Origin of the sequence: Micromonospora sp. NPDC048986, assembly GCF_040649335.1 — a bacterium.
GTDB lineage: Bacteria > Actinomycetota > Actinomycetes > Mycobacteriales > Micromonosporaceae > Micromonospora > Micromonospora alfalfae.
The window spans coordinates 100,401-123,748 of the sequence record NZ_JBEZFJ010000001.1 but is presented as its reverse complement, the minus strand read 5'-3'; the positions used below and the strand labels follow the sequence as shown (position 1 = coordinate 123,748).

Annotated in this window: 22 protein-coding genes; 15 read left to right on the top strand and 7 right to left on the bottom strand. The window is 69.2% G+C overall.

The window, feature by feature from the left end:
- The first annotated feature begins 640 nt into the window (after positions 1-640).
- The 3 genes from AB0B94_RS00645 (at position 641) to AB0B94_RS00635 (ending at position 3,521) form a co-directional block, all read left to right on the top strand.
- The gene (locus AB0B94_RS00645) at positions 641-961 is read left to right on the top strand and encodes a helix-turn-helix domain-containing protein (protein ID WP_357266711.1); all 321 of its coding nucleotides are present in this window, start codon (positions 641-643) and stop codon (positions 959-961) included.
- Between the two features lie 194 nt (positions 962-1,155).
- A complete protein-coding gene (locus tag AB0B94_RS00640) occupies positions 1,156-2,616 on the top strand; it encodes a tyrosine-type recombinase/integrase (RefSeq protein ID WP_357266708.1) in 1,461 nt (486 codons plus the stop codon).
- Positions 2,617-2,696: 80 nt separating this feature from the next.
- Entirely contained in the window at positions 2,697-3,521 is an 825-nt protein-coding gene (locus AB0B94_RS00635; protein ID WP_357266705.1) for a methyltransferase domain-containing protein, read from the top strand.
- Between the two features lie 124 nt (positions 3,522-3,645).
- Here the strand turns inward: AB0B94_RS00635 and AB0B94_RS00630 are convergent, their stop codons facing one another.
- The 6 genes from AB0B94_RS00630 to AB0B94_RS00605 all read right to left on the bottom strand — a co-directional run bounded on the left by AB0B94_RS00630 (position 3,646) and on the right by AB0B94_RS00605 (position 9,392).
- Positions 3,646-4,524, bottom strand: coding sequence for a hypothetical protein (locus AB0B94_RS00630; RefSeq protein WP_357266702.1), 879 nt, complete (start codon positions 4,522-4,524; stop codon positions 3,646-3,648).
- A 284-nt stretch (positions 4,525-4,808) separates the two neighbouring features.
- Complete coding sequence (locus AB0B94_RS00625) at positions 4,809-5,291, bottom strand: hypothetical protein (protein ID WP_357266699.1); 483 nt, start codon at positions 5,289-5,291, stop codon at positions 4,809-4,811.
- 273 nt (positions 5,292-5,564) lie between these two features.
- Positions 5,565-6,233, bottom strand: a complete 669-nt coding sequence (locus tag AB0B94_RS00620) for a GNAT family N-acetyltransferase (protein ID WP_357266696.1) — start codon at positions 6,231-6,233, stop codon at positions 5,565-5,567.
- 44 nt (positions 6,234-6,277) lie between these two features.
- Entirely contained in the window at positions 6,278-6,961 is a 684-nt protein-coding gene (locus tag AB0B94_RS00615) for a GPP34 family phosphoprotein (RefSeq protein WP_357266693.1), read from the bottom strand.
- Positions 6,962-6,975: 14 nt separating this feature from the next.
- The gene (locus AB0B94_RS00610; RefSeq protein ID WP_357266691.1) at positions 6,976-7,989 is read right to left on the bottom strand and encodes an acetamidase/formamidase family protein; all 1,014 of its coding nucleotides are present in this window, start codon (positions 7,987-7,989) and stop codon (positions 6,976-6,978) included.
- Positions 7,986-9,392, bottom strand: a complete 1,407-nt coding sequence (locus AB0B94_RS00605; RefSeq protein WP_357266688.1) for an APC family permease — start codon at positions 9,390-9,392, stop codon at positions 7,986-7,988. The genes AB0B94_RS00610 and AB0B94_RS00605 overlap by 4 nt, the downstream gene beginning before the upstream one ends.
- Before the next feature lie 361 nt (positions 9,393-9,753).
- Here AB0B94_RS00605 and AB0B94_RS00600 point away from each other — a divergent pair, with 361 nt between their 5' ends.
- Positions 9,754-11,556, top strand: coding sequence for a prolyl oligopeptidase family serine peptidase (locus AB0B94_RS00600; protein ID WP_357266685.1), 1,803 nt, complete (start codon positions 9,754-9,756; stop codon positions 11,554-11,556).
- A 5-nt stretch (positions 11,557-11,561) separates the two neighbouring features.
- Here AB0B94_RS00600 and AB0B94_RS00595 read toward each other — a convergent pair whose 3' ends face one another.
- Positions 11,562-12,938 carry a helix-turn-helix transcriptional regulator gene (locus tag AB0B94_RS00595; protein WP_357266682.1) on the bottom strand — a complete coding sequence of 459 codons (1,377 nt, stop codon included), beginning with the start codon at positions 12,936-12,938 and terminating at the stop codon, positions 11,562-11,564.
- 537 nt (positions 12,939-13,475) lie between these two features.
- Here AB0B94_RS00595 and AB0B94_RS00590 point away from each other — a divergent pair.
- The 11 genes from AB0B94_RS00590 (at position 13,476) to AB0B94_RS00540 (ending at position 23,322) form a co-directional block, all read left to right on the top strand.
- On the top strand, positions 13,476-13,910 hold the full coding sequence (locus AB0B94_RS00590) for an NUDIX domain-containing protein (protein ID WP_357186150.1): 435 nt from the start codon (positions 13,476-13,478) through the stop codon (positions 13,908-13,910).
- A 36-nt stretch (positions 13,911-13,946) separates the two neighbouring features.
- The gene (locus tag AB0B94_RS00585) at positions 13,947-15,845 is read left to right on the top strand and encodes a radical SAM protein (protein WP_357266679.1); all 1,899 of its coding nucleotides are present in this window, start codon (positions 13,947-13,949) and stop codon (positions 15,843-15,845) included.
- Entirely contained in the window at positions 15,821-16,444 is a 624-nt protein-coding gene (locus AB0B94_RS00580; RefSeq protein WP_357266676.1) for a hypothetical protein, read from the top strand. Before AB0B94_RS00585 ends, AB0B94_RS00580 begins: the two co-directional genes overlap by 25 nt.
- On the top strand, positions 16,441-17,169 hold the full coding sequence (locus AB0B94_RS00575; RefSeq protein WP_357266673.1) for a hypothetical protein: 729 nt from the start codon (positions 16,441-16,443) through the stop codon (positions 17,167-17,169). Before AB0B94_RS00580 ends, AB0B94_RS00575 begins: the two co-directional genes overlap by 4 nt.
- Positions 17,170-17,178: 9 nt before the next feature.
- Complete coding sequence (locus tag AB0B94_RS00570) at positions 17,179-17,814, top strand: hypothetical protein (RefSeq protein ID WP_357266670.1); 636 nt, start codon at positions 17,179-17,181, stop codon at positions 17,812-17,814.
- Entirely contained in the window at positions 17,811-18,716 is a 906-nt protein-coding gene (locus tag AB0B94_RS00565) for a protein kinase (RefSeq protein WP_357266667.1), read from the top strand. The genes AB0B94_RS00570 and AB0B94_RS00565 overlap by 4 nt, the downstream gene beginning before the upstream one ends.
- A gap of 111 nt (positions 18,717-18,827) precedes the next feature.
- Positions 18,828-18,992: a hypothetical protein gene (locus tag AB0B94_RS00560; protein WP_357186169.1), complete on the top strand. Its 165-nt coding sequence runs from the start codon at positions 18,828-18,830 to the stop codon at positions 18,990-18,992.
- 102 nt (positions 18,993-19,094) lie between these two features.
- Positions 19,095-20,018: an HEXXH motif-containing putative peptide modification protein gene (locus AB0B94_RS00555; protein ID WP_357266664.1), complete on the top strand. Its 924-nt coding sequence runs from the start codon at positions 19,095-19,097 to the stop codon at positions 20,016-20,018.
- The gene (locus AB0B94_RS00550) at positions 20,015-21,370 is read left to right on the top strand and encodes a serine hydrolase domain-containing protein (RefSeq protein ID WP_357266661.1); all 1,356 of its coding nucleotides are present in this window, start codon (positions 20,015-20,017) and stop codon (positions 21,368-21,370) included. The genes AB0B94_RS00555 and AB0B94_RS00550 overlap by 4 nt, the downstream gene beginning before the upstream one ends.
- A gap of 342 nt (positions 21,371-21,712) precedes the next feature.
- Complete coding sequence (locus AB0B94_RS00545) at positions 21,713-22,615, top strand: phosphotransferase (protein WP_357266658.1); 903 nt, start codon at positions 21,713-21,715, stop codon at positions 22,613-22,615.
- Positions 22,616-22,794: 179 nt separating this feature from the next.
- Complete coding sequence (locus AB0B94_RS00540) at positions 22,795-23,322, top strand: DUF6244 family protein (protein ID WP_357266655.1); 528 nt, start codon at positions 22,795-22,797, stop codon at positions 23,320-23,322.
- Positions 23,323-23,348 lie beyond the last annotated feature (26 nt).

Genomic DNA, 23,348 nt, shown 5'->3' with positions numbered 1-23,348 from the left:
CAACCGACATGACATCACCGCGCCGCGTGGGCGGGTGTGTCAACCGCTCGCCAGCGGTGTCCGCGCTCGTCGGTGACGGACATTTTCGCGGACAACTTGTCATCGACCCGCATGAGTGCCTGAACGGTCGTGCCACTTCGCCGTGTGACACGTTGGCACCGTGGCGGAGTCGTCGGCGGACAGGCTGTCGGAGCATTCGTCAACCGCCACGCCGCCCACCATGTCATCGACTTCTGCCACTGTCCGGGTGGTTGGCGCCGAGGCGGCGGCGCATCGGCGTTGGTATCGGCGCCGGCCCCCGTGTGAGCGCACGGACGGGCGGCCTGTGAGCCCCTGTGAGCGGCGGTGAGTCAGGCAGGCGTTCGCCAGAGCACACAGGCGCGGGTTTACAGATGTCAGCGCCCTGACCGGCGCGGCGCGGCGCGGCGCCGACATCGAGATGAGCGAGCACCGACGTAAGCACCGCTTGAGTCGTCCCGGCCGGCCGTGCTGGACGTCGCCGAGCCAGGTCGAGCATCTGTCGGATCTGCTCCTGCGGTCCGGCCGCGAGGGGCGAGTCCGCACCCGGGCATCCGGCCTCACCGCCGCGCGCCCCCGCGCCTGACGCCGCACGCCCGTACCCACCGTTGAGGAGATGACCATGAGATCGTCCAGACGCACTCGAACCGTGCCACCGCAGTCTGGGAAAGAGGCGGCCGCGGGTGAGCGGGAGCCGACGTGGACCGCCGAGCGGATACGCGCCCTGGGCGCCAGCACAGACCTGGCCACCGCCGCGGCAGTGCTCGGCATGTCCCGCTCTGCCGCCTACAAGCTGATCCGCCGCGACGCGTTCCCCGTGCCGCACTTCCACGTCGGCGCGCACTACCGGATACCGACGGCGCCGCTACTCGCCGCCCTGCACCTGGAGGACCCCGGCACCACGCCGGAGCGCGCCGCCGGTGCCACGAGCGCCCCACCCTAGGCGCCTTGCGCGCCGACCGGGGCCCACCCGTCAAACCCCCACGCCGCGCCAACGCGCGGCCCTCTTCCAGAACCGACCTTGCGCCGGGACCGTCGTCTGACGGTCCCGGCGACTTGATCGTGCCCGCGGATCACGCGTGGATGTCGATCGACGAAACCGATGCACCCCCACCTGATCGAGGAGCACCACCTGCCATGCCTGACGGAAGCATCTTCAAACGCTGCGGCTGCCGCCACCCCGACACCGGCAAGCCACTCGGCAACGACTGCCCCAAGCTGCGTCGCCCCAACCGCGCCTGGAGCTCCGAGCACGGCCATTGGACCTACCAGCTCGAACTCCCACCCACCCCCGACGGCGCGCGCCGGCAACTACGCCGCTCCGGCCTACCCTCCCGGCGGGCCGCCGCAGACGAACTCGACCACGCCCGCGACCTGCTCGCCCTCGCCAAGGGCGACCGGCGCCGCCGGACCGAGATCGGCGACCTGCTCCAGAACGCCGCACGCACCAAACGGCCCCTGCCTGAGGTCGACCGGATCCGCCAGCGGCTGCGCGGCGACGGCCCTCTCGCTGACGCGCCCACCGTCGCGGACTATCTCACCGGCTGGCTGACTCACCTCAGCGTGGACGACAACACCCTGCACGGCTACGAGTCCATCGTGCGGGTGCACCTGATCCCGCACCTCGGCGAGGTCCCGCTGGACAAGCTGCGCACCAGCCACGTCCGTGCCATGCTCGCCGCGATCGAACGCCGCAACGACGACATCCGCGCCGCGAAGATCAGCCCCGACCCGGCGGTGCGCAGGTCCGTCGCCGGGGTGCGGCCCACCGGCCCCACGACGCGGCAGCGCATCCGCGCCTGCCTGCGCAAGGCCATCAACGATGCCCTCGCCGACGAACTGATCGTCGGCTCCAACCCTGCCGCGCTGGTCAAGACCCCGGGTGATCGGCCGCAGCCGATCGTGTGGGAGGACGAACGCGTGCAGCGCTGGAAGGACACCGGAAAGGTGCCCGGACCGGTGATGGTGTGGACCGACAACCAGGTCGTCGACTTTCTCGACCACGCCGCCCAACACGCTCCCGACCTGCACCCGATGTGGCACTACATGGCTTACCGCGGACCCCGCCGCGGCGAGGCGTGCGGCCTGCGTGACAGCGAGGTTCGCCTGCACCGACGGGAGACCACCATCAACAACCAGATCGCCACCCACGGCTACACCGCTGTGCAGAAACCGCCGAAGAGCAGAGCCGGCAACCGCGACGTCGCCCTCGACGCCGACACCGTCAAGGTCCTCACCGCCTACAGGGCCCACCGCGCCCAGTGGCAACTCGCCGCCGGCCCGGCGTGGCCCGACACCGGACTGTTCTTCGTCCGCCCCGACGGGCAGCCGTGGCACCCAAGCGCCGTCACCCAACGGTTCCGGCGGCTTGTCCGCAAAGCCGGGCTACCCCCGACCCGGCTGCACGACCTACGCCACAGCGCCGCCACCATCGCCCTCGACGCCGGCATCGACATCAAAGTCGTCTCCGAGCAACTCGGTCACTCCACCACGACCCTGACTCGCGACACCTACCAGAGTGTCACTAGGCGGATGCACCAGGACGCCGCCGATGCTGTCGCGAAGAAGATCAACCAGAAACGCCGCAAGGCGGGGTAAACCCCACCTCACGAAAGCGGCGGCGGACGACCGTGTGCGGCCGGCCCCTCCCCGGTCGCCCGAGCGAATACGCTCGCGACGTGGGCGGTGACGACCAGCGGCTGAGCCGGCGGGGCAGCTTTGACGAAGACCCGGACAACTACCAGGCGGCCCGGCCGGGATACCCGCGGCGGGTGTACGAGGTGCTTGCCGAGTGCGGGCTGCGACCGGGTGCGCGCGTCCTGGAGATCGGACCCGGCACCGGGCAGGTGACCCGTCCCCTCGTGGACGCCGGCGCGTCGGTGCTGGCGGTGGAACTCGGTGGCCGGCTGGCAACTCGGCTGCGAACGAACCTGACCGGCCACGACGTGACCGTCGTCGAGGGCGACTTCGCCACCGTGGCGCTGCCCGACGACACCTTCGACCTGGCGGTCTGCGCCACCGCGTTCCACTGGCTGGACGCGGGCGCAGCGGTGCGACGGCTGGCCCGCCTGGTGCGGCCGGGCGGAGGGCTGGCGGTGTGGTGGACGGTCTTCGGCGACCCCGACCGCAGCCCGCCCTGGCGTACGGAGCTGGACGTGGTGTACCGACGATGGCTACCGGGGCAGGGGCGCGGCGCGGCCGGTAGGCCAGCGCCGCTGCGGGTCGACGAGCGCACGGCGGAACTGCGGGCAGGTGACTGGTTCGGCCCCGTCCAGGTCGAGATGATCCGGTGGGAGCACCAGCTGACCCCGCACGGCGCGCGCGGGCTGTGGGGGACCTTCCCGAACGTCCGCGAGCTGAGAACTGACCAGCGCGAGGCGTTCCTCGACGGCGTCGCCGAGGTGATCGCCCGCCAACCCGGGGCGACGGCGATCGACCACTACGTCACCGCGCTGTACACGGCGCCGCGGCGAGACAGCTCCGCCCTTCCGGCCGGTTCTTGAAAGCGGGCAGCGGACGACTGAAGGCCGCCAGCGATCCACGCCTTCAACAGGGACTGGGCCAGCCGGGACTGGAGGAGCCGGACACCACCTGCAAGCCGATGCGCCCCTCCCAGTGGGGGGCAGCTCAGGGCCGCCCGGAGGGTGTTCCGGTGTCGGTGGCGGTGTGGCCGTGTTCGAGGATCAGCAGGTAGGAGAACAGGCCGGGCTTCGCACCGTGCACCTGTTCGTGGGCGGAGAGGATTTCGCCCGTGCGGGGGTGGACGATGAGCTGCGTCTGGGAGTTGTCGGCCGTCACGGTGAAGCCGAGGCCCGTTCGGCCGGTGAGGTCAGTCCGCTCGCCCTGGTAGGCGATGGTCGGCACGTCCGCGAGGACGCGCAGTGTGGCTGCGCGCTGTGCTCGGTCGAGGTATTGGCTGATGGCGACGCCGATGACGCCGTGGATGAGCATGCGCGGGTATGCGGCCTCGCCGGCCAGCTCGCGCGGGGCCAGCGCACCAGCAAGCTTCGCAGAATCGGTGGTCAGCGGTTCGGGAAGGTACGGCTCGAGATCGCCGCTGACGTATCGCGTCGTCTTTAGGCCGGCAGCGGCGAACTGGCGGCGCTCGTCGGATGTCGGGCGGTGGGCGAGGCCACGCACGTCGGGGAGCCGGCGCGTCACCTCGCGCCCGGATTCATCGGCATCGCGGCGCCAGCGCTGTAGGTCTGAGCGGGTGATGACATTGGTAGCGCGGGTCCAGGATTGGGTGTGCAGGTAGGTGTAGGGCAGGCCGACGGTTTGATCAGCGGGGGCGGCCGTGATGGTGTCGGCGAGCAGGCGCAGGCGCTGCTGTGGGGTGAGGCCCGGCGCAGTCGCCGCGAGCGCCGGGGATGTGCACGCTGGTGGCGTCGCGGGAGTTGGTGTGGCCGGTGTGGGGGCGGAGGGTCCGGGGTGGCAGCCGGCGAGGAGGAGGCCGGCGATTAGCCCCGCCGACCGTCGGCGCGTGGTGGGGGTGGTGCGGAGCACGGTGTCTCGTGTCCTTCCGATGCGAGTCTGGTGCGGGTGCGCCCAGGCAGGCTGTCCCGGTGGGTGGTCAGGTGCGGGCGGTCTAGCTGGCGCCGGGCGTCGCGGTCATAGCGAAGCGCGTGGGGTGACCCAGCGGGTCGGTGGCTGTGGTTTGCATGCGGTATAGGGCGGCTGTCATGCGCGCGATGGCGGGGTGGTGGGGATGGGCGCGGCGGTGGTCGGTGATGGGGCGTGGCGTTGGGCCAGGTGCAGGCGCTGGGCCATGGCCATCATCGGATGGTGATCTACCGGGAGACAGCTCTCCAGGTGATGTGCAGGTCTGTGCCGGTCGCGCCGACGGTGACGCGGTGGATCGGGCCGAGCGCGCAGGAGGCGGCCTGGGTCGGCATGCCCGGTGGAACGAGGTGTGGGGTGCGGTGCAGGATCACCGCGGCGACGGCGTCGCGGATCTCGTCTGGCGGCACGGGTGTGCGTCCGCAGGACGGCGCGCACAGGTATGCCCAGCCACAGCCGGGCAGCTGGATGAGGATCATGGATCGTGCGCAGGTGTGGCAGGCCAGGAGGTCGGGTGGCACGGGCGCGGCCTGCACCGCGCGGGCCCGCGCAACCCATTCCTCAACCGTCGCCGGTGACAGGCCGCAGCTGCGAGCCACGTCCCGGAACGCTCGGTGCAGGCCGTCAACGGTGGCGTGCTCGAGGGCAGCGGCCACGACCTCGGCGACAAGGGCGGGTGTCCACGCGGCGAGGACTGGCGTCCGCGTTGGCATCGGCGCTCCTTCCTACTATTGATGTTCGGGGGTTGGGTGCGGGTAGCACCGCTGCGCTGGTGCAGGCGGTCGCGGCCGGGGCTGCGCATTCGGGCGGAGGGTGTGGCCAGCGGCGACAGCGGGGGACCATCGTCGCCGGCCACGTCGGTCGCGGCTGCCGTCCCTCTGCGGGCCGCGACCGGCTTTGAGCGTCCCGGCGTGGGCCCAGCGCGGCTGGCGTGCGCCGAGGCGGGACGGTCGGTGGGAGCGGTGACCTGGGCGTCCGCACCTTGTCTAGCGTTGCGCGTCGGACTGGGCGGGCGCGGGCGCGGTGACGGTTGCCGGCCTGGCGGTGTTCACGGGCCAGGCTCCGCGAGCCGGGTGAGGGTTGCGGCGCATCGGGGCGATGAGCGGCCCGTCGGGCAGGGTGAGCGCGGGTCTCGGGAGGTAGCCGTGCCGGCGGTACACGTCCTGGCTGCCGTGGATGGTCTCGGTCCAGGAGGGCATGTCGATGCGGTCGAGGCGGCTCTCGTGGTGGGTGAGCATCGCCGCGCCGATGCCGCGCCGCTGGGCGGCGGGAAGGACGGCGAGCACTGCCAGGTGGTAGTGAGGCTCGGTGGGTCGGACTTGGGTGAGCAGCTGGTCGAGGAGTTCAAACTGCCGCGCGTGCGGGCCGGCGGCGTCGGCCAGTCGGCTGCGGTAGTTCGACGGTGGCGGGATGCTGCGGTAGCGGTGAAACCCCATCGCGGCGGCGCTCAGGTCGTCGGTGATCTGAATGTCGCCGAAGAACATGGCGTGCTCCACCCAGATCACTGCCACATCGGCCAGGATCCGCCGCCGGCAGGTCGGATCCGGCACTAGCCACTGGGCGAGCGGGCCGGAATGCAGGGCGTCGGCGACGATCGCGGCGACCGGTTCCTTGTCCGCCCACCGGGCGGCACGGATACGCGGAATGACGTCCATGAGATGCCTCCAAGGGCAGCGGATCGGGTGGGATGGCGCGGGGCTCACCGGTAGGCGGCGGTGGCGAGGTCACCGACGACGGCGTCCACCGCGGCGGTAATGTCGCGGACCTGCCGGTGGTGCTGCGCGGCGATGGTGCGCAGCTGCACGGTGAGGGCGGCGATGTCGTCGGCGAGGTACAGGTGCTGGGTCAGGCCGAGGGTCGCGACGAGGCCGCCCAGGGCGGCGGTGTGGTTGTCGGGCTGATCACGGCCGGTGGCGATGTAGTGCAGCCGGGCGCGGGCGACGACCGGCCACTTGAGGTCGGCGGGCAGATAACGGTCGGTGCGGGCCAGCCCGCCGAGGCGGCGGCGCACGTCGTGGCGCAGGATCCCGCCAGCGTGCAGGCCGGCGCGGGTGCGGTCGTACAGGTCGTCGGCGAACCCGCGCAGCCACCCCCGCAGGGGCGGGGTCGGGTGGGCGTAGCGGATGGAGGCCAGGGCGGTGTCTGCGATCAGGTCCCCGACCGGGCGGTCCAGGTGCAGCCAGAGACGCTGCTCCTCGCCCGATGGGGTGTCGTCCGTGGTGTCGAGAGCGATCCGCCCGGCGAGGAACAGGTCGATAAGAACCGCACCAGCCAGGCCAAGGGCGAGGGCCCGGCGGTGAATGTGCGGCTGACCGGTGTCGTCGTCGTGACCGAGCAGGAACAACTCGTCGCGCAACGGCAACTGGGGGATCGAGGAGGTCATTTGGTCCAGTCCCTCTACCGCGGCCCGCCGGCGTGCTGTCGGAGGCGGGCGTGCATCCCGCCGTAGGCGGCCTGCGGCTGCGGAAGCAGCAACTTGTCGACGGCGGCGAGGACCGTGTAGTTCGGGTCGCAGACGTTGCCGATCGGCGCCCGCCCCGCCTGCGACACCAGCTGGTAGGCGTCGAGCTGCTCCAGGCCGGTGAGGTCACCCACCCAGCCGACCAGGTCGCGGTGCGCGACCCGGTACGCGTCCTCCAGGGGCCGGGCGCAACCAACGGACATGATCGACGTGTCTGTCTCCAGGCGGGGCCACACCGTCGGGACGCCCTTGATGACCTCGATGATCAGGGTGGTGGTCGTGGCGATCTCCACCCCGACCCCGCAGGCCTCACCCTCGCCCTGGCGGGCGTGCCCGTCGCCGAGGGCGAGCATCGCCCCGTGCACGTTCACCCCCAGGTACAGGGTGGCCCCGGCGCGCAGCTCCGGGCTGTCCAGGTTCCCGCCGTGGGAGTCGGGGACGATCGTGGAGCGGGCCTCGAACCCGCCGGGCGCGACCCCGATCGTGCCGATCATCGGATCCAGCGGCAGGTCGACGCTGTGGTCGCTGCCCGTGGCGTGGAAGCGGATCGTCCCGGCCTGCCGGTCGATGTCGTACACCCACACCCGCTCATCCAGCGGCGGCTGCAGCGTAGCGGTGTGCGAGGTCGAAGTGAGTGCTCCGAAGTGCGGGAACGTCGACGAGACTCCCCAGTCCCGGGCGGGCTCGATGGCAGCGAGGTAGATCGCGAGGGTGTCGCCGGGCTCAGCGTCCTCGACGAAGAACGGCCCCGACACCGGGTTCAGGTACGGCATCCGGCACACCCGCGACGGCAAATCCGCCGGCCCGCGCACGAAACCGCCAAAGCAGTCCTCCGTGAACACCCGCAGCACGTCGCCGGAGCGGACGTGGGCCACCGGCATCCGGCCACCGAAGCTGTAGGCCAACTCATCGCGAGCCGGACGGTAAGTGATCGTGTCCATGCCGGTCACACCCGTTCCACGTGACGGGCCTGCGGCTGCGCGGGCGCCAAACCCGACAGCGCGGGCCGGCGGCCGACCAGGTACAGGCCGGCGAGAACGACCATGCCGAGGGCGAGCCAGGCCAGGCCGAGGCGCTGCGCGGCGATATTGGCGTTGACCACCACGTAGGCGAGGATCGCGAACCCGATACCGGGCATGACCAGGTGAGCCCACCAGTTGCCGCTGCGCTGGCGGATGAGGTGGTGCACGACCACGGATACGTGCAGCACGAGGAAGGCGACCATCGCCCCGAAGTTGATCAGCGACGACAGAAGGGTGATCCCGTCGGCGCGGGTGGCCATGTAGAGGCCGAGGGCGAGGGACACGGCGCCGGTGAGCAGGGTGGCGTTGATCGGCACGTTGCGGCGGATCGACACCTTCGCGAGGAAGCCGGGAAGCTGCCGGTCGCGGGCCATCGCGTACAGCAGCCGCGAGGTGGCGACCTGCGCGACCATCGAGTTCGGCAGCCCCCAGGCGATGGCCGTCGCGACCGCGCACAGGGTCGCCAGCCAACTCCCGCCGGCCACGGCGGCGGCGTCGTAGAACGCGGTCCCGTTCGGGTCACCGTTCGCCAGGAGACCGGCCGGGTCGGGGACGAGCATCGCGGCCAGCCACGTCTGGACGATGAACAGCACCCCGGCCAGGATCAGGACGGCGGCCATGGCGCGGCCGATCTGCCGGGAACCACCCCTGGTCTCCTCGGCCAGCATGCTGATGCCGTCGAAGCCGAGGAACGACAGCACCGCGATCGACACCGCGCCCGCGACGAGCGACCAGGTGAAGGTGTCGGCGTTGTAGAACGCCTCCCAGCTGAACCGGCCTCTGCCTGAGGCGAGGGCCCAGCCGGCAATGGCCAAGAAGATCGCAAGGACGATCAACTCGCCGACGAGCATGACCCGAGTGACTACCGCGGTCATCCGGATCCCGACCGAGTTGACGACCGTGTTGACCGCCACGAACCCGAGCAGCCACAGCCACACCGGCACCGACGGGACCGTGGCGTGCATGGCCATCGACGCCACCAGGTACAGCAGGCCAGGCACGAGCACGTAATCGAGGAGGATCACCCAGCCGGCCAGGAAACCCACCGGCGGGCTGATGCCCCGACCGGCGTAGTTGTAGACGCTGCCGCTCATGGGGAACGCCTTGACCATCTGCGCGTAGGAGAACGCGGTGAACACCAGCGCCACCACGCCGATCGCGTACGCCAGGGCCACCATCCCACCGGAGCCGGCATAGACGCTTCCGAAGATCGCCATCGGGGCGATCGGCACCACGTACACCAACCCGTACGCGACCAGGTCCCGGAACCGCAGCCCCCGGGCTAACTCCTGGCGGTAGCCGTAGCGTGTCAATTCATCTTGTAGCTGCATTGCACCCTTCCGAAGAGCTCGTCGGCAGCGGCGAAACGTCCAATGTTGGGCCGCGCGTGAATTGCTTCACGCTCCGAATAGTCGCTCGATTCGAATGGCGCGGTCGATACCGGAAATGCGGACAAAGGATGTTGTCCGCATTGAACTTGTCGCTCCGAACTTGAGCTGCCCAGCGGCAGTTCGAGCCGTACCGTCCAGCGGCAGGGACGAAGTGCTTGCGCGTAGAGTCGACCGTGCCTGGGGAGCACTCGCGCCGGCTCGGCGGCACGACAACTTCTTCTACGCCGTCGCCGGTGCACCCGAGGCCGGTCGACGAGGGCGCTGTCTTACGGTCGCGTACGGAGTTGTTCGAGGAGGACCCGTGAGGCTGGCAGACAGGATCGCTGTGGTCTCGACGGAGGACGCGGTTCGCGCCTCTGTGAGCTATGACCAGCTGCGTGCCGGGGATGGCGCGCTGTACTGGTTGGAGACCCGCCCCGAAGCCGGCGGGGTCGCGACGGTGGCATGTTGGCGGCCCGGCGAGGGTGCGCGAGACGTCAGTCCTGAGGGCTTCGACGTCACCAGCGGCGTTCACGCGTACGGAGGCGGGGCGTTCGCTGTCATTGACGGGACGTTGTGGTGTGTCGGCGGAGACGGCCTTTACCGGAGCCGTCTTCACGACGATCAACTCGAGTTGGTCAGTCTGGGATCCTTCGGCGACCTGACGATCGGCGACGGCGAGTTACTGGCTGTGCGGGAGTCAGAGCATGGTGACGACCTCATCGCGGTGTCGCTCACAGGCGTCCCGGACATACGGGCTCTCGCAGCATGCCGGGGATTTCTCGGCGCACCTCGGCCGGGTTCAGGCATGTTGGCCTGGACCACTTGGAGCGAGCCCGACATGCCTTGGGATAGGTGTGAGATATGGGTCGCCTCCTACTCGCCGCGTGGCCAGGTAGGGAACCCGGTAATGCTCGCCGGCGGTTCGGAAGAGTCGGCGGTGGAGCCTAGGTGGGGTCCCGACGGGGCGTTGTACTTCGTGTCAGACCGCAGTGGCTGGTGGAACCTTTACCGGTGGGACGGCCACCAGGTGAAGCGGGTGGCACCGATCGCAGGTGAGTGCGCCGCAGAGCCGTGGGAGCTCGGCTACGCGTCGTACGACTTCCTTGACGACGGCCGGATCGTCGTGGCGGTGCAGGACGGGCCGCGGCACCGCCTCGTCGTCATCGACCCTGACGGCACTGTTCGCCCGGTCGACCTTCCATATACGTCCATCAAGCCCTATCTGGCCGTTCAGGGAACGACGGTGGCATTGATCGGGGCGTCGCCGACTGCGGCCCCACAGGTCGCGCTCGTGCACCTCACGGCCGCCGATCCTCAGGTGGAGGTGCTTGCCCGGTCGGAGCACGCCAAACTCGACGGGGCGCAAGTATCGACGCCGACGGAACTGCGGGTTCATGTCGCGGGTGATCGAGAGGTAATTGCCTTGGTGTATCCGCCAACGGCCTCGGCGGCGGACTGGCGGGCACCGGTGATCGTGAGGGCGCATCCTGGGCCGACCGCCTCGTGCCTCCTGCGCTTGGACTGGCAGGCGCAGTTCTTCACCAGTCGGGGGTTCGCCGTCGTGGACGTCGACTATCTCGGCAGCACCGGGTACGGCCGGGTCTTCCGGGAAGCGCTGTACGGCCGGTGGGGCCTCGACGACGTTGATGACTGCGCGGCGGTGGCGGACCACCTGCTCGCAACAGGACGAGCCGTACCGGGTCAAGTCTTCATTCGCGGAGCCAGCGCCGGCGGATACACAGCCCTGCACGCCGTGGCGCAGAGCGGTCCGTTCGCTGCCGCCACGGCCGTGTCAGCGATCGTGGATCCCGACCGTTGGGCGGAAACCGTGCCCCGCTTCCAGCGCGCGCACGCCAGACGGCTGCGAGGCAGTGCCGGGCGGGTCAACGCCGCAACCGTTCAGCGGCCGGTGCTGCTCGTCCACGGCACCGCCGATGACGTGGCTGTGGTCGAGGATGTGCGGGAACTCGCCGATCAGCTGACAGCTCACAGCGTGCCCCACGACATGCTGCTTCTCCCCGACGTCGGCCACTACGTCGCGACCTCCACCCAGGCGGGCAAGGCGCTGGAAGCGGAACTCGCGCACTACCGTTTCGTGATGACGGCTGCGGCTGCCGATTAAGGGAACTACACCGCAGCCAGCGGTAGTTGAGAACGCACGTACTCGCCGAACTCACGGACCTCCGGCTCACACCGGTAGGGCTCAAGATCGGCTTGCACCTCAACGATGCGCTCTAAACAGCGGTGCGAGGTGGTCCGCGCGGCATGATCCACCGCCATTCGGCCGGCGGCGCAGGCTTCGTCGATGCGGCCAGCGGCAGCCAACGATGAGGCCAGGAGCGCGGTGTCGATGGCCAGTCGGCGGACATGTGTGGGACTCAGCGCGGCAAGGGCATCGCCCAGGTGCCGTTGGGTCTGCTGCGGCCGGCCCAGATCATGGAAACAGTGGGCAAGCTCGTCGGCGAGATAGGCCGGATCGAAGTACTGGATCCACAGCGGCTCGTCCTCGGTCCTGCTGCGATTCAGTTGCCTCTCTGCGACTTCGAGGTGGGCCATGCAGTCGCTTTCGCGTCCGAGGCGGGCGTACGTCCGCGCCACCACGGCGTGTAGCGCGGCATCCACGGCGGGCGTCGCCTGAGTCTCACTACCCCTCACCGCCGTGAGCGCCATCCGCAGCGCCGGCTCGGGATGACCGCAGTGCAGTGCCAGGTGGCCGATGTTCACGGCGAGCAGGTAGCTGCCGTAGAGGCAGTCGTCGGCGGCCTGCGTCAGCCGCAGAGCGCGCAAGTAGCGGCGCTGCGCGAGACCGTGGGCTCCGGTGTCGACTGCCTGATACCCGCACAGTTCGAAGAAGCCCGCCGCCAGCCTGTACAGGCGCCGACCGATCGCTTCCGAGGCGGGGCTGTTTGCCAGCAATCGGTTTAGCTCGCCTTCGACGTACCGCTGCACCTGGGCATGGACTCGTCCGGCACCGTGGGTGTGGTCCAGCTGCCGGAACATCGCCAGAGCGGTCTCAGCGGAGCTGAGGTCCTCCTCGCGAACCTGATCAGGTGAGCCGGGCCGGCCGGCCGCAGACAGTCGGGGCCCCGCAGTAGCGTTCAGCCAGTCCAGAGCGGCGCGATCGAGGACACCTGGCTGGAACGGAACCCGGACGACCATGTCGGTCAACCCCGAGGTATCCGCCGGCTGAGTGGAGAGCAGGGTGATGGCGCCCGTCGGCGCCGTCGCTAGCTTGGCCGCGTTGACCCGATTCTTCTCGAGCAGCGGTAGCAGGCGCATCAAGGCGCCACCGGTCGTCAACGCCTTGTCGCATGCCTCGACGAAGTCCCGCGAGGGGAACCGGTCCGCCGTCTCGATTCGACGCACCAGGTCGGCACTGAATCGGATCATGGCACCCAGCCGCGCCTGCGAAAAGCCGGCGTGCTCCCGCAGCCGACGCAACTCGGCGCCGAAGAAGTGTCGCTCAGACATGGACGGTTGAAGCGCCCGCGGGGTCTGGCCCATGACACCGCCTTTCAGGCTGCCCACTTCCGGATGGCATTGAGCAGCATGGACATCGCGCACATAGGGTCACTCAGCGTTCGGCGCGGCGCAACCAGGAACGACGAAAGGGTGTCGATCCGAACCCGCTCACGGGGCGAGCGCCATGCGGACAACCACTCCGTCCGCATGCTCGGTGTTCACGACTGCGGCTCGAAGGGCGAGGGTGTGGAGGACGGGATACCGACCACTCGTCAAATCCGCTTCGAATCTTGAGGAACCCTCGGAGGTGGTTATGGAGCACGAGACGAAGCCATCCTCCGTGGTCGTGGCGGGTGCTGGGATTGGGATAGAGCCCGAAGCTCGGGCATCAGGCGATGAGCCCAGTGCAACGCCCCTCCTGATGGATCACTTGGCTCTTCATGACGTTCGGTTACCAAACCTAGACTCAAGGTCGTTTGCCTAGCAGGTCGGCGGGCGCTGCTCAGTACCGCATGCGGTTCCGTTAATACCTCCGGGCCTACGAGCTTCTGAAGTCAACGAATGAAGAGGGGTTCTCCCATGCCGGAGCGGGTCACCAAGGAAAAGGTTCTCTGTTACGTCGTACGTGACGGCAAGCTGCTGGTCTTCCGGCACACCGATTACAGCTACGAGGAAGTCGGCATCCAGGTTCCGGCCGGCAGCATCCGCGCCGGCGAGACGCCGGAGGCTGCGGCGCTGCGCGAGGCCGGCGAGGAAACCGGCCTGAAGGACTTCAAGATCGTGCGGAAGCTCGGCGAGACCGAGTACGACATCAGCCCGTACCGGTTCGAGCTCCAACGCCGCCACGTCTTCCACCTGGAACTGACCGAGCCGACGTCGGAGCGGTGGATGAGCCAGGAGGACCACGACGGAGAGCAGGAGCCGACGCACTTCGAATGCTTCTGGATTCCGCTGGAGGCCGCCCACATCCTCCAGTCCGGCCAGGGCGCCCTGTTGGGACGCCTGTACGACTGATCCCGTCCGGTCACGGCCACCCCTGGGAGGCAGCCGATGCACGGCACCACCGATCACCCGATGGCCCATCTGTACCGCGGCCTCGACGTCGAAGACGCCGACAGTGCCGTATCGGTGATCTTGAAGCTACGGGGTGAGACCTGCGACATCGACTGCCTGTACTGCTACGAGAAACGCAAGGAGGCCCCGGGCGGAGCCCGGATCGACGCGAGTCAAGTGCGTCGACTCGCCGAGCTCTTCTCGGGGCGTGTGCTCGCCGTGGAACTGCATGGCGGCGAGCCGCTGACGGCCGGACGCGACCATGTCGCCGAGGTCCTGCGCGAACTGGCATCCCAGCCCAGCGTCGTGCGGGTATCGATGCAAACCAACGGCATGCTGCTCGATGAGCAGTGGCTGGATCTGTTTGACGCCCTGTGCCCGCGCCTCCAGATCGGCATCTCCCTCGACGGGGACGCGGCGGGCAACGCCTGGCGGGTTGGATACGACGGCCAGCCGGTTTACCCGCGCGTGGCCAACGCCCTGCGGCTGCTGGCTGGGCGCGGCCGGAAGGTGGGCGTGATCGCCGCGGTCACTCCGACCGTGCTCGGCCGTGCCGAGGCCGTCCTGGATCACCTCGCCGGCTTCGAGGCGGTCAACGCCGTCAGCTTCGTACCCTGCTTCGATTCCTCCGTTCAAGGCCCTACCGCTGCCCAAGGGCAACGCGTTCCCGCGAGCCGGATCCTTCAGCGCGCGGCTCTGCGCGGCTCGCAAGGGCCCGGGTGGGCGACCACCCCGGACCAGTACGCCGAATTTGTACTCGCCGCCACCGTTCGCTGGATCGGCGCTGGCCACTTCTCCCGGCTGAAGCTAGAACCGTCCGTATCCACCATTCGACGGTTGCGCGGGCTGGATACCGGCTTCTGTCACTTCTCCAACCTGAAGTGCGACCACGTCTTCACGCTCTATCCGGACGGACGGCTCGGCAGTTGTGACGAACTGCCCTGGCCGCAGGCCCAGCTCACCCTCTTGGACCAGCCCTCCGGACAGAAGGCGGTCGTCGCGGCTCAGCGGCGGCTGCCGCTGCTGAACCAGGGCAAGGCCCTGATGGAGCGGTGCACCACCTGCACGTACCAGTCAACGTGCGGCGGCGGCTGCGTGGCCACCCGCTGGCGTCACGACCAGGCCGGTGACCAGGACGCCTACTGCGACTACCGGATGCGGATGATCGACGGCATCGCCGCACTCCTCGCCCAGCCCGCCCACCCGGCAGGGGCCTGGTGCCGCAAGGTGCGCTCGCACCCGCGTATGCCGAACAGCATGCGTGACGTCGCCTCCTTCCTCGCCCACTGGGACCACCCCGAGGCGAACCGCCCACCTGTACGGCTGCGCACCAGCTCGCACGGCAACATCAACACCGTTGGCCTGCCCGGCGTGCACGAGGCCGATGACCTCGACCCGGCCCACCCCCAGTGGCGAGGGGCGATCGAGCCCGGCGTCCGCTCCCTGGTCGACGCCGTCACCCAGGACTGGCGCCTGATCACGTACGACAGCTGCCAGGGACATCTCTATCCAGGCCTTGATCTGCCGCCCGCCGAGCGCCGGGTCGGCATCCTGCCGCGTGACCGAACCGAGTACGCGCGAGCTGCTGCCGCCCTGTGCCGCGCGATCACCGCTGTGACCACCGACCTACCCGCCGCCGTGCAGGTGGCCGTCGGGCGTGCGGGGCTGAGGTGCGAGACCACCGGACGTGCGAGCCCCGTACTCGACCTGGTGCTGCGCCGGGGCGCCAGGCACGGCTGGCCGGCGTACTTCGATGCCGTTGACGCGGCCACCCGCGCCGTCACCGACGCGCTACGCGGCGAGCGGCCCACCGAGGACGGGTGCTATTGCCCAGCACCTCAGAGCACTGCTTCGACCAGCGAGGAGGCGGCGTGGGTAGCGTCACGGCCTCGCTGACGATCCATCAGTTGCTGGGGCGGATCGTGTACTTCCACGCCCTGTTCATCGAGCCCGCACTCCTTCCCAGCGCCGCGCGCCGGCCTGGTCCGGTGTGCTGCAACCATGGCCCGGACTCGGGCCGCAGCACCGTCAGTGAGTTATTGACGGACTCCGCCTGGGCGGCCCTCGTTGAGGTCGCAGCCACCCTCCCCGCCCATGATCATCCGTGCCCGATGGCCAACGGCGCGTGCTGTGCTACCTGCCGCGTTGTGGTCGCAGCCGCAGCGGTCGGAGCTGGATGGGCGCAGACCGAGCACCGCAGCTACCAGCGGGCTGAGCCTGCCGAAACGCTCCTGCGCTCCTGCCGGCTCATGGCGGCGGCACGGCTGGGGCGGGCCTTCGCCACACAGCACGTCGCCTGGTGCCCGGCGTTGGACCAGTTGACGGTGTGGGAGCCGCTGCCCGGCGCGGAGGAGCTGCCGTTGACCGGCGAGCTGCTGGCCCTGTGGGCCAATCCGGCCGCTAACCCTCACCACCCTGTGGCCAGTTGGCTCAATCACTGCACCGGCCTGGACGACGTCCGCCGCGTGCTCGAGACGAGGAGGACCTACTCGTGATTCACATCGCCGAGACCGTCGCGGTCGGCAGCATCGAGGGATTCGTCGACACCGAGGAGCGGGACCAGCTCACAGCCATGATGAACGACTTCCTCAGCGATGAGGCCCGGCTCCGCTTCGGCGCGAGGCGGGCCAACTCCATCCATGAGATCCCCGGTCGCTCCAAGGAGCAGGCCATGGCCGTCTACGAGCCGGCCGGACGGATCGAGGTCCCAAGGATCCCGGACAGAGCCGAGGCACTGCTTCAGCATGCCTTCGACCGTGCCCGCCCCGCTCTGTCCCGCGTCATGCCGTCGATCACCGCTTGTCGGCCGTGGACCTACGTCGAGTACGGCCCCGGCCAGCACATCACCGGCCACCTCGACGGCATCGCCCCCGACCCGTTTGCTTGGCCGCGACAGATCGCCGGCATCAGCGTCGTGATCCGTGAGGCCGAGGCCGGCGGCGCGTTCTACGTCGAAAGCACGTCCAGCGACCGCCTGTGGAACACCCGGCTGGAGCACGACGCCCGGGAACAGGGATACGCGGGCGGTATGTGGCTGGCCCACGACGGCGCCGACCACTCCGCTGACTGGTATGCGGCCATGCCCCGAACCCGATGGAGCGTGAGCCCCGCCCCCGGCACCGCCCTGCTCTACGGCTCCCAGCTCACCCACGGCACCAAACCGGTCTCTCTCGGCCGCGTCGCGAAGTTCATCAGCTGGCTGATCGCCGAGAAGAACTAGGAGCGAGGCATGCTGCTGGCCTTGGAAGGAATCGCTGGAGCCGGGAAGAGCACGCTACGCGACCGGATCCTGGCCAACGCCGCCTGCGAGAGCATCCGCCTCGGGCACATCGGCCAATTCTCCTGGCTGTCGCTGGAAGCGACCCGCTCCATCGTCAGCCTGCGGGCCGGCCGTCCAGCAGCAGACGGCGTGCGGGCGGTGGCCGCGGCCCGCCGCGACCTGGAACTCCATGCTCGCCATAACCTCGCTCCCGCGCTGTCCCTCGGCCCGGTCATCGCCGACCGGCTCACCTTGTCGACCGCCTGCCTGATCGCCCTGCTGCACGACCGTCCTGTCGCCCACTACGTTCAGCAGCTCGCCGAGGTCACGGCCGCGCGGGCGGACCTGATCGTCCTGCTCACCACCGAGCCCGAGCTGTGCCATGCCCGGCTGTCCGAGCGGCCCACAACGCGTCGCTTCGGGGAGGACCGCCCGACCGCCGCTCGGTATGCCGACCTGTATGAGCAGGCAGTCAACGCGTGGACCGAGGCAACCGGCCTGCCCGTGCTGCGCCGCCCGTGCACCACCAAGCCCGACCTCGACCGGCTGGCCGCCGCCTGCCTGGAGCGGCTACGCCAAACCGCACCGGATGCGGCGCGAACATGAGAAGGCAGCCCATGCACCTGCACCCGATGCACCCCGCCGCCTGGGTCCTTGACCAGCTTCGCTACGCCGGCTGGCACGTCCACGACCTCCTCTGCTTCACTCGCGCCAGCACGCTCGTGCTCGCCAGCCGCAACGGGACGCCTCCGGTGGTTCTCAAGGCCGGCTTCGGCAGCAACCACGTTCTGGCCGACCTCGACGAGGCCACCCGCAAGGCCGCCTACGGCTTCTACTGGTACGCGGAGATGACCGAGGCCGAAAGGGCCTTGACCCGTGAGGACTTCCGCCACGAGATCGCCGTAACCCACGCCGCCCAAGGCGCCGAGCACGTCGTGCCCCTGCTGGAGCAGGGCAGCACCGACCGGTTCGACTGGTACACCATGCCCCACTTCGTCGGCGGCAACTTCGGGCGGTACCTCACCACCGCCCTCAACCGAGACCAGGTGACGGGTGGGCTCAGTATCTTGGCCGACGTCGCCGAGGGTCTGCGCACCCTGCACGAACGCGGGATCGTGCACCGCGACGTCTACCAGGAGAACATCCTCATCCACGACGGCCACGGGCTGATCACCGACCTTGGCGCCGCGCGCCGCACAAAAACCTCGCGCGGCCCCGCCGCTCGGGGCCCGGAGGTGCATTGGCCGCCGGAGTACGCCACCTCCTACGACCGCGCCACCCCAGCGGCGGACACCTTCAGCCTCGGAGTCCTGACCTACCGCTACCTGTGCGCCGACATCCCCCGCTACGGCCCTTCCCTGCTGCACACCGGGCCCGCCGGACTCCGCCCGATCATCACCGCGGCGCTCGCCCAAGCACCCGAGGACCGGCCCGCCATGAGAGAGCTGCGCGACGCCCTGCGCCAGGCGGCCACTCCCGCCGCCACGCCGGCCCAGCGCAGCAGTTGACCCACCACCCATCGGAAGGAGACGCGGTGCCCACCGCCCGCTCGCCGCCACAGGAATCGGCTCCAGAAGGTGCACGACCTAAACCCCTCTTCGGAAAGGACGAGCGCACTCATGGACAACGACCGGATCAGCGACTTCCTCGCCGCCGTGGACGACCTTCGCGGCGACGACGAGACCGTCCGCAGCACCCGTCACACCTCCAGCGTCTCCGCCGAGGGCTGGCCGACCGCTGAGGCCCCGGCGAGCACCGCGGCACCCGAGGGCACCGACGTCTGAACGCCCCGCATCACACCGACGGCGCGCCGTCGGTGAGTACCTCCTGGGGCCGGACCCTCACGGGGCCGGCCCCAGCCCCAGCCCGTCGGAAGGACCCACCCCGTGGAAGCGCCCGCCATTTCCTTCTCGTTCGCCCCCATTCAGGCCCACCACCGCGACCGCACTCGCCGGATACGCGCCGCCCTCAAGCCCGCCGCCCGGCCGACCGTCAACATCCCCGACTCTTCGGGGTCGGACGCCGCCGACTACTGCTTGGCCCACCACGTCCTCGAAGGTGCCGAGGCCGCCGCCCGCTCCCGCGAGACCGCCACCTTCAACTGGTACGGCGCCCACCCGGACGCGAACGCCTCAGCGCTATCGACCCCCACCTCCGTCGGTCCGCGCATCGTCCTCGCCCCCGAACTGGACCGCCTGCCCCGCTCGACGATCTCCGATACCCCCTACTACGTACTGAACTCGGAAACCACCGCCGCCCCGCCGGATCTACGGGAACTGGCCGCCGCCGCATACGCCAACGGCGCGAAGACCGGTTTCGCAGACCTTCTCGCCGGCCACGCAGTCGTCGTCTGCCTGCTGCGCCACAAGAAGCTCGGCGACACCCTCGACAGCTGGACCCTCAGCCGGCTGCCCGGCACCATCTTCTGCGACCACATCAACGAGCCCGTCGTCCTGGCTCGCGACCTGATTCACGAGGCGGGCCACAACTGGCTCAACGACGCCCTTGGCGCCACAGCCTGCGAGATCAGCGACGAAGTCAGGTTCTACTCCCCCTGGAAGGAGACGAGCAGGCCCGCCTTCGGCTTCCTGCACGCCTGCTTCGCCTTCCCCCTCACCATGATCTACGCCGCTCGTGTCCTGCCCGAAACAAGCGGCGACCTGTACCGATTCCTGACCGCCTACTTGGACCAGCAGCGCGGACTGCTTGCCACCACCGCCGCCGACCACGACCGCGCACTCGCCCTGATCAACGACCCCGCCTTGCGGGAACGCCTGCGCTCTGTCCACCGCGAAGCCCTCAGCCTGTGAACTCCACCGACACCTCGGTCCCCGCTACCGAGACCGCCCTCGCGGTCCGGCTGGGCGAGCCCGGCGTCATCCTGCGCGTCGGCCAGGCCGGCCATCCGACGGCGCAGGCGCATACTGGATTGGCCAGTCTCGAACTCGCCGCGCCCATCGGGGAGAACACCGCCTTCAACATCGGCTCCGTCGCCAAACAGATCACCGCGTACCTGTGCATCCGCGCCGCCCGCGATCGCCTTCTCACCCTGGACCGGCCCGTCGACGGCATCATGCCCCGCTTCCACATCCCCGACGTCACCGTCGGCGACCTCATGCAGCACCGCGGCGGCATCCGGGACGCCGAGTCCCTGCTGTCCCTGGCCGGCTTCCGCGAACTCGACCACTACACCGCCGACGACCTGCTGCAACTCGCCTACCGTCAGCAGCACCGCGCCGTCAAAGCGAACCGCTTCCTCTACAGCAACACCGGTTACCTCCTCCTCGCTGAAGCGCTCACGCACGTATACGGCGCTGGACTCCACGAGATCGCCAGCGAGCAGGTCTTCACCCCGCTCGGCATGACCTCGGCCCGCTTCAAGACCGATCCACGCGAGGTGATCCCCGGCGCCGCCGCCAGCTACCAGGCCGTCGCCAGCGGATGGCAGCACCAGCAGCGCCCAGTCACCCTGCCCGGCCCCGGCTCCCTGTGGTGCACCGCCGCAGACCTGGACCGCTGGCTCGCTCACCTCTGGCACGAATGGCACTGCCGGGCCGACGACGCGCTCCCGTTCGACCAGCACCTCGGCTATCAGTCCAGCGACCACGCGCCGTTCACATACGGTGCCGGGCTGTACGCCGATCCTCGTCCCGGCCGCACCGCCGTCTTCCACTACGGCCACGAGCAGGGGTTCTCCGCAGCCGTCTATCTCACCAACTCAGGGCTCCGCGTTATCTGCCTGTCAAACCACGCCGGAATCGCCGCCGACCGCGTGCTCGCCGCTGCCCTCGCCGACCCCACCCATGAATCCGGCGCTGATCCGGGCGAACTGCTGTCTCGCGCGTTGAGAAGCCTTCCTGCGCCCAAGACCACCACCTCCACGGGCAGCGCCGACGCCGAAGCGGCTCACACGTCGCTCGGCACCTATGTCTGCGACGAGGTTCCCGGCACCGTACGCCTGACCCGCAGTGCGGGCTCGCTGTACTTGTGGCGTCGGGGAACCCTCGACCGACTCACCTGCACCGGGTCCACGTACGTTGCGGACGGCTACACGCTGACACTCGATACCTCGTCGGCGGATGAGGATCTGCCAGTGTCCAATGGCTTTGTTCTTGATCTCGATCGCGCACCAGGGCTGCACTATCGACGACGGCCCGACTGACCGACTGCCACCATTACAACGTCGGTGGTTCTCAAGCCTCCCGATCCGACACGGGGGCCCCTGGCTGGCCGGCCGTTGTCAGCCGGTCTTGATGTGTGCTACCCCGCTTCTATCGAGCTTCTTGATTACTAAGTCGAGGACTGTATCTCGGCTCGGGCTCCACTTGAGCGTTCGTACTCCCAGGAGCTCGGCCATCTTCGACGATCAACACTCCACTAATCAGACGGCCACAGACAAGCCCAAAATGAGCAACGGGTCGGCAGATCGCCGTGGTCCAGCACGGGGAGCGCTTCGAGATCGGCCTTCGCCAACGGCTCATCGATTCAATCAAGGAGACCGCCGATGTCGCACACGCCGCCTGATCTGCCTGGCTTAGCAGTCACGATCGGGCTGACCATCGACACGGTGCTACGGCGCACGGACAAGACCCTGCTGGCGCGAGGCTCGTTCCGCGGCGAACCGGCAGCGGTGAAATATCTGATCGACCCGGACCCGTTCTGGGCAGCCAGCTGGCGGCACGAGCTGGACGTGTACGAGGTCTTCGGTGACACCACCCCGCCTGTCCGCGTTCCTCGGCTGCTCCATACCGACCGTGATCGACTGCTGGTCCTGGAATGGGTCGACGCACCGCCCCTCGCGTTCGAACGCTACCCCCAGCGTGAGCTCGATACCCGGGAGGTCGATGCCGTCCTGGACTGCATCACCGCGTTGAATGAGTGGGCCTACCCCGCCGTCCGGATCTCGCCCACCTTCGACTACTCCGACCGCGTGGCTCGGTACCAGGCCAAGGGATACCTCACTGAGGGCCAGCGAGAGGCTCTGGACAGTCTGCTGGCCCGCTGCGACGCGCCGGCACAGCTCAATCACGGCGACCCGCTGGCCAGCAACATCCTCCTCAATGCCGGCCGTTCCGACAGCGATGACGAGGCCGAGACCACGGCGGTGCTAGTCGACTGGGAGTTCACCGGTTTGTTCCTTCCTGGCTTCGACCTTGCGATGCTCCACACCCAGGTCGGCGCGAGTACGCCATTGATCCGCGAGCGTATCGAGGCGATCGTGAGTGAGGCGGGCATCGAGGCCGCATTCGCGCTCAACCTCGCTATGGTCTTGACCCGCGAGCTGCGCCTGCACCACGAACTGCCCGAGGACGACCCGGCCCGGACGCGCTGTCTGCCGATCATTGAGGCCGCCTGGACCTCGGCCGGCACCCGCGTACAACGGCTCATTGCATCGAGGTCAGCATGATCCAACTCTGACTAGCCACAACGACACCCTGCATCTGTTCGCAGATGCAGAGATGACCGAAAGTTAGGGGATCTGTCTGTGGTGTCGACGATCTCGTCGGTGTCTAGTGGCCTCGCAAGGAGCCCGGTAGTTTCAGCTGTCGACCACTTTCGCTTTCATCGATTGGAGGTGCCGCCCACGTGTCGCAGATCGAGAAGATCACCGGTGAACTCCGCGCGTTGATGACCGGGGTCGAACGCGCGCAGGGGCTGGCAGCCGCCGCCGACAGCCAGGCGCAGGAGGTGGCGTTACGGGCCGCAGGCGCGGGCTTCGTCGCCGTGGCGGCGGGTGTGGCGCGGGTGCGCAACGCGATCACCGGCATCCAGGGCGGCCTGGGAAGTCTCGCCGGTTCGATCGGTGAGGCGACGAAGGCAACCGCGGCGGTGCCGAACGAGGCCACCCCGCAGGAGACGATCGCCGGCCTGGCGCCCGTGCAGAGCGCCATGGACGTCGCCCGTGACGCAGCGGCTGGGGCCATCACCGGAGTCGGTGAGGCACAGCAGCTCGTCGCCGTGGTCCTGCAGGGTGGGCAGCCCGGGCCGCTTCTGCAGGCGTTGGAGGCCATCAAGCAGGTCCTGGTGCTGATTGTTCAGCGCACCGGCGGGGCCCGGCAGGCCATCGAAGGGGCGATCGCGCAGGCCCGGCAGCTGGGCTCGTCGGGAAACTGACAGGGGCTGGCGGTCACCCACCGGCC

Bases quoted from the DNA above. Each gene is read 5' to 3' on its own strand.
- AB0B94_RS00615 (WP_357266693.1), bottom strand. From the start codon at position 6,961: ATGACCTCCTCGATCCCCCAGTTGCCGTTGCGCGACGAGTTGTTCCTG.
- AB0B94_RS00625 (WP_357266699.1), bottom strand. From the start codon at position 5,291: ATGCCAACGCGGACGCCAGTCCTCGCCGCGTGGACACCCGCCCTTGTC.
- AB0B94_RS00645 (WP_357266711.1), top strand. From the start codon at position 641: ATGAGATCGTCCAGACGCACTCGAACCGTGCCACCGCAGTCTGGGAAA.
- AB0B94_RS00620 (WP_357266696.1), bottom strand. From the start codon at position 6,233: ATGGACGTCATTCCGCGTATCCGTGCCGCCCGGTGGGCGGACAAGGAA.
- AB0B94_RS00570 (WP_357266670.1), top strand. From the start codon at position 17,179: ATGCTGCTGGCCTTGGAAGGAATCGCTGGAGCCGGGAAGAGCACGCTA.
- AB0B94_RS00605 (WP_357266688.1), bottom strand. From the start codon at position 9,392: ATGCAGCTACAAGATGAATTGACACGCTACGGCTACCGCCAGGAGTTA.
- AB0B94_RS00585 (WP_357266679.1), top strand. From the start codon at position 13,947: ATGCACGGCACCACCGATCACCCGATGGCCCATCTGTACCGCGGCCTC.
- AB0B94_RS00590 (WP_357186150.1), top strand. From the start codon at position 13,476: ATGCCGGAGCGGGTCACCAAGGAAAAGGTTCTCTGTTACGTCGTACGT.
- AB0B94_RS00640 (WP_357266708.1), top strand. From the start codon at position 1,156: ATGCCTGACGGAAGCATCTTCAAACGCTGCGGCTGCCGCCACCCCGAC.
- AB0B94_RS00560 (WP_357186169.1), top strand. From the start codon at position 18,828: ATGGACAACGACCGGATCAGCGACTTCCTCGCCGCCGTGGACGACCTT.
- AB0B94_RS00565 (WP_357266667.1), top strand. From the start codon at position 17,811: ATGAGAAGGCAGCCCATGCACCTGCACCCGATGCACCCCGCCGCCTGG.
- AB0B94_RS00545 (WP_357266658.1), top strand. From the start codon at position 21,713: ATGTCGCACACGCCGCCTGATCTGCCTGGCTTAGCAGTCACGATCGGG.
- AB0B94_RS00595 (WP_357266682.1), bottom strand. From the start codon at position 12,938: ATGGGCCAGACCCCGCGGGCGCTTCAACCGTCCATGTCTGAGCGACAC.